We start from the raw sequence: 3,703 nt of genomic DNA, 5'->3' as shown, positions 1-3,703 counted from the left end.
CCGCTGCCCACCGCGCCGGTAGCCTTAAGTGGGCAGGTGCGGTGGGCAGCGGCGGCCTCCGGGCTGCACGGGCTGCCGCACCGGTCGCAGACCCCGCGCACCTCCTGCGGGCAGCAGGGACAGGCGCAGCGGTTTCGGACAGCGGGCACGCTGTAGCCGCCGATGTACCAGTCGGTGTTGCCGCAGCAGAAGCCGCATTCGCCGATGCGGCACGGTGCGCACAGGCCGCTCACGACCGGGCCTCCGCGCAGGCAGGGCAGGCGCGCGGGAACCACGAAGCCCACGGGCACTGCGGGTCCGGGCGCACGCCGAGGTCCACGGCCGTGGCGGTATCGAGGCGCCCGGCGCACCACACGCACTCGGTGCCCCGCAGCTGCCGCTCACCGAGAGCGTTCGGCTGCGGTAACTCCTGCACTGTCGTCGCCATGGTCATCCCCTGCTGTCCGATCGAGATCAGCAGGATGGCGCGCGGCCGAGGCCGGAACGCTTACAGATCTGTGAGCGTTACACCCCCACCCAGGCGGCCATGCGCGTCAGCCGCTCGGACGGCCGGCGGGGTGGTGTGCAGCAGCCCGCGCACCGTCTCCCGCGTCCGGGGCAGGTAGCGGGTCTGCTCCGGGGCGACCGCCCGCGCCTCGACCAGATGCCTCAGCGACGTGTCGCCGAGGCCGGTCTCCATCTCGGCCATGGCCCGGTCGACGAGGAAGCGGGCCCGGCGCGACGTCATCGCCGACGGCGGGATGCGTAGAGCCCTGGCCTGCTGGAGCGCATCGTCGTACTGGCGCATGGTGATCGCGGCGCCCATCGCGTGAAGGCGGACGTTGAGCGCGCCGAAACCGAGCCAGTGGATCGACTGAGCCGGGCCGGTGCGGGCGGCCAGTTCGCGGGCCGCCTCGATGTGCCGGGCGACGCCCGCCCGGTCCCGGGCCCGCGCGGCAACCGCCGACGCCCCAAGATGCAGCTGCCCGGCGACAGCCAGGGCCTCGCGGGACGACTGCCCGTCCAGGGTGTCGTGGCCCGCCTGGACGAGGCGCAACCCAAGCTCAGAGTCCTGCCAGGACAGGGCGCGCTTGTACTGGCGGATCGCCGCCAGATACGGGTCGGAGGCCCGCTCGGCGGCCCACCCCATCCTCTCCAGCGCAAGAGCGGCGAGGTCCCGGTGCTCCAGCTTCAGGGCCACGTCGTGTGCAGACCGGTAGGTGGACGCGAGCGCCCGCCAGCCTTCCGTGGATGGAGAGGTCAGCGCCACGCGGGTCAATTCGGCGATGAGGTCTGGCAGCGCGCTCGCGGCAGTGCGCAGGTGGGTCGCCCGCACCTGCTGGCACACGCGGTTGGCAGCCTCCGCCATGGTCTGGACCGGGCGGGTTGGGCGCTCCACATCCGGCGCCAGGTCGTACAGGTCGAGGGCCTCACGGATCGGGCGCACGATGTCGGCCCGCTGGCCAGATAGTTGGTCGGTCACGGCAGATCCTGTGAGCAGGGAGACGTCGATGCGCAGGGCTGCGGCGACCGCCGCGACCAGCTCCGTCGACGCTGCGCGCGCCCCGCACTCCACCTGATTCAGGAGGCTGTAGGAGAACGGGATGCGATCGGCAAGCTGTCGTTGGCTGAGTCGCGCCCGGCGCCGCTCCCTACGGATGCGGCCACCTGTGCTGTCGTCGTCCGGTGTGGGCATACTGGTCCCCCTGTTCCTGACTCGTCATCTGGAACATACCCGCGCCGCCCGGCGACGGGACCTCAACCGCCTCCGGTCGTCCACCGCTCGGGGGCGGTTGCGTCCGCTGTGGTCGGCGCGGTGGGATGTGCCGATGACGACTCTGTACCTCTTCGGTTCGGCTGCTCCTCCGATCCTCGGCGTCGGGGCGGTGATCGAGGACGCACAGCAGCGCGGCCTCGATGTGTGCCTCGGCCTCACCCCGGCAGCCGCCCACTGGCTGGAGCCGCAGGCGGCCGAGCTGGAGCGGTTGACCGGACACCCGGTCCGGTCCGAGTACAAGACGCCCGGGACCGCCGACGCGTGGCCGAAGGCAGACGTCGTGCTGTTCGCGCCCGCCACCTTCAACAGCATCAACTCGTGGGCCCTCGGCATCACCAGCTCATTCGCCGTCGGGGTGTGCGCCGAAGGCATCGGCAAGGGCATCCCGCTGGTGACCATGCCGTGCGTGAACGCTGCCTACGCGCAGCACCGAGCGCTGGACCGGAGCGTCGCCGAGCTGCGCGGCATGGGAGTGAGCGTGCTGTACGGGGAGGGCGGGTTCCAGCCGAATCCACCCGGCGAAGGCCGCGAGTTCCCATGGCGCCTCGCCCTCGACGAGGTCGAGCGCGCTGTCGGCGCGGGGCGCTAGCCTGCCCCCATGTCCTCCCTGCCTGCTGCCCGGCCGCGTCCTGCGTCGGTGGTGAACGCGGAGATCCGCGCGCTGATGCTGCGCTCGGGCGGCCGCCTGGCTGCCGGAGATAGGGCCCGGTACGTAGCGCTGCTCGCGGAGTGGGCGGAAGCGGTCCGCGATGCCGTCCGACCTGCGGCGTAGTATCCGGCCGTGGACATCCCCGACACCTTGATCGACCTCCAGCGCGCCGCCGACGCGGAGTGGGCGCACCTCGCCGAGCTGACCGACAACGACGAGCGGGGGCAGCAGGGGCGCGCGTGGTACGACGCTGGCGCCCGGGCCCAGGCCGCCGTCACCGAGTGGGCGCGTGAGGCCGCGCGGCAGTCGGCCCCGCACCCGTGGGGATGCTCCTACCGCGGCCACCCCGAGGGTGACCATCTCTCCGTCGGCCCCGCACCCGCGGGGATGCTCCCTCCGACCGGATGGTGACTGCCGCTCAGGCGGAGTCGGCCCTGCACCCGCGGGGATGCTCCCCGCAACTGGATGCGCTTGCCCTCGAAGGGCGTTCGCCGCCCCCACGGCAAGGTTCTTCTCCCACCGACGACCGGGACAAGTTCTGGCGCGATCTCATCAAGGCCATGACGGAACAGGCCCGCCATCTCACCGCCGACACGCGGGCGCCGAAGACCCGGCCGCCGCCCTGCCACTCTTCTCATTCGGTTGACGCGCCGACCAGACTGCCCACGCAAAGCTCTTGCCAAGAGAGGTAGAGGTCGTCTGCTCGGCTGTCGCGATCGCCGCGTCGATCCGGGCCAGCCACATCGCGTGCCACGTCCGCAGCACGTGCAGGCGCGGCAGGTCGGCGGGCAGATCGGACATGCATTCGAGTCTAGGTATGTTGGTGTCGGCGGCGTGCGGCACCCCCCTGCTTGACTTCGAAACGCCGCCTTCGCCTCCCCCTCCCCCATCAATCCGCCGGCCTGGTACCGGGGCCGCGTCGCCTGCATGGAAATCTCGCTCGCCACGGTCCTCGCCCTTGCACTCTGCGGCCAACGGGCCCACTGGGTGCTGGGCGCACGGCAGTTGCCCACCGAGGCACATGCGTGGGTGTGGACCGAGGACGACGCATTCGGGCTGTCCGGCCGCGACCGCCCGGCCCCCGCCGCCTCTGGGTCGGGGCCCTCGCCGCACCTCTCGTGCCGAAAGGGTGACGCACATGAATGAAAATGAGGCATCCTCGCGGTAACCTCCCAGGTCAGCAAGTGTCGGCCCCGCACCTGCGGGGATGCTCCCAGGCGCCGGTTCCGCTCGCCCTCGGGCGCGGTGTCGGCCCCGCACCCGCGGGGATGCTCCCTGCGGGCCGCGCTCGCCGCCCG

The 3,703-nt window shown here is 72.1% G+C and carries 7 protein-coding genes; 4 read left to right on the top strand and 3 right to left on the bottom strand.

Going from position 1 to position 3,703, the window contains the following annotated elements:
* Positions 1–229: 229 nt before the first annotated feature.
* Entirely contained in the window at positions 230–427 is a 198-nt protein-coding gene (locus tag ABZ863_RS35395) for a hypothetical protein (RefSeq protein WP_358544121.1), read from the bottom strand.
* 60 nt (positions 428–487) lie between these two features.
* Positions 488–1,675 carry a helix-turn-helix domain-containing protein gene (locus ABZ863_RS35390; protein ID WP_358544118.1) on the bottom strand — a complete coding sequence of 396 codons (1,188 nt, stop codon included), beginning with the start codon at positions 1,673–1,675 and terminating at the stop codon, positions 488–490.
* A 133-nt stretch (positions 1,676–1,808) separates the two neighbouring features.
* Between ABZ863_RS35390 and ABZ863_RS35385 the strand changes: the two genes are divergently transcribed.
* Genes ABZ863_RS35385 through ABZ863_RS35375 form a run of 3 tightly spaced genes read left to right on the top strand, consistent with a single transcriptional unit; the run spans position 1,809 to position 2,816 of the window.
* Positions 1,809–2,345, top strand: a complete 537-nt coding sequence (locus tag ABZ863_RS35385; protein WP_358544115.1) for a flavoprotein — start codon at positions 1,809–1,811, stop codon at positions 2,343–2,345.
* A gap of 9 nt (positions 2,346–2,354) precedes the next feature.
* Complete coding sequence (locus tag ABZ863_RS35380) at positions 2,355–2,528, top strand: hypothetical protein (RefSeq protein ID WP_358544112.1); 174 nt, start codon at positions 2,355–2,357, stop codon at positions 2,526–2,528.
* Between the two features lie 9 nt (positions 2,529–2,537).
* Positions 2,538–2,816: a hypothetical protein gene (locus tag ABZ863_RS35375; protein WP_358544109.1), complete on the top strand. Its 279-nt coding sequence runs from the start codon at positions 2,538–2,540 to the stop codon at positions 2,814–2,816.
* 171 nt (positions 2,817–2,987) lie between these two features.
* Here the strand turns inward: ABZ863_RS35375 and ABZ863_RS35370 are convergent, their stop codons facing one another.
* On the bottom strand, positions 2,988–3,206 hold the full coding sequence (locus ABZ863_RS35370) for a hypothetical protein (RefSeq protein ID WP_358544106.1): 219 nt from the start codon (positions 3,204–3,206) through the stop codon (positions 2,988–2,990).
* 87 nt (positions 3,207–3,293) lie between these two features.
* Between ABZ863_RS35370 and ABZ863_RS35365 the strand changes: the two genes are divergently transcribed.
* A complete protein-coding gene (locus tag ABZ863_RS35365) occupies positions 3,294–3,551 on the top strand; it encodes a lasso peptide biosynthesis B2 protein (protein ID WP_358544124.1) in 258 nt (85 codons plus the stop codon).
* Positions 3,552–3,703 lie beyond the last annotated feature (152 nt).

Origin of the sequence: Saccharomonospora sp. NPDC046836 (assembly GCF_040645195.1) — a bacterium.
Taxonomy (GTDB): domain Bacteria; phylum Actinomycetota; class Actinomycetes; order Mycobacteriales; family Pseudonocardiaceae; genus Prauserella_A.
This window is presented reverse-complemented; position numbering and strand designations above follow the sequence as displayed.

Excerpts from the sequence above, each read along its gene's own strand:
- ABZ863_RS35380 (WP_358544112.1), top strand. The coding sequence starts at position 2,355 with ATGTCCTCCCTGCCTGCTGCCCGGCCGCGTCCTGCGTCGGTGGTGAAC.
- ABZ863_RS35395 (WP_358544121.1), bottom strand. The coding sequence starts at position 427 with ATGGCGACGACAGTGCAGGAGTTACCGCAGCCGAACGCTCTCGGTGAG.
- ABZ863_RS35385 (WP_358544115.1), top strand. The coding sequence starts at position 1,809 with ATGACGACTCTGTACCTCTTCGGTTCGGCTGCTCCTCCGATCCTCGGC.
- ABZ863_RS35390 (WP_358544118.1), bottom strand. The coding sequence starts at position 1,675 with ATGCCCACACCGGACGACGACAGCACAGGTGGCCGCATCCGTAGGGAG.
- ABZ863_RS35370 (WP_358544106.1), bottom strand. The coding sequence starts at position 3,206 with ATGTCCGATCTGCCCGCCGACCTGCCGCGCCTGCACGTGCTGCGGACG.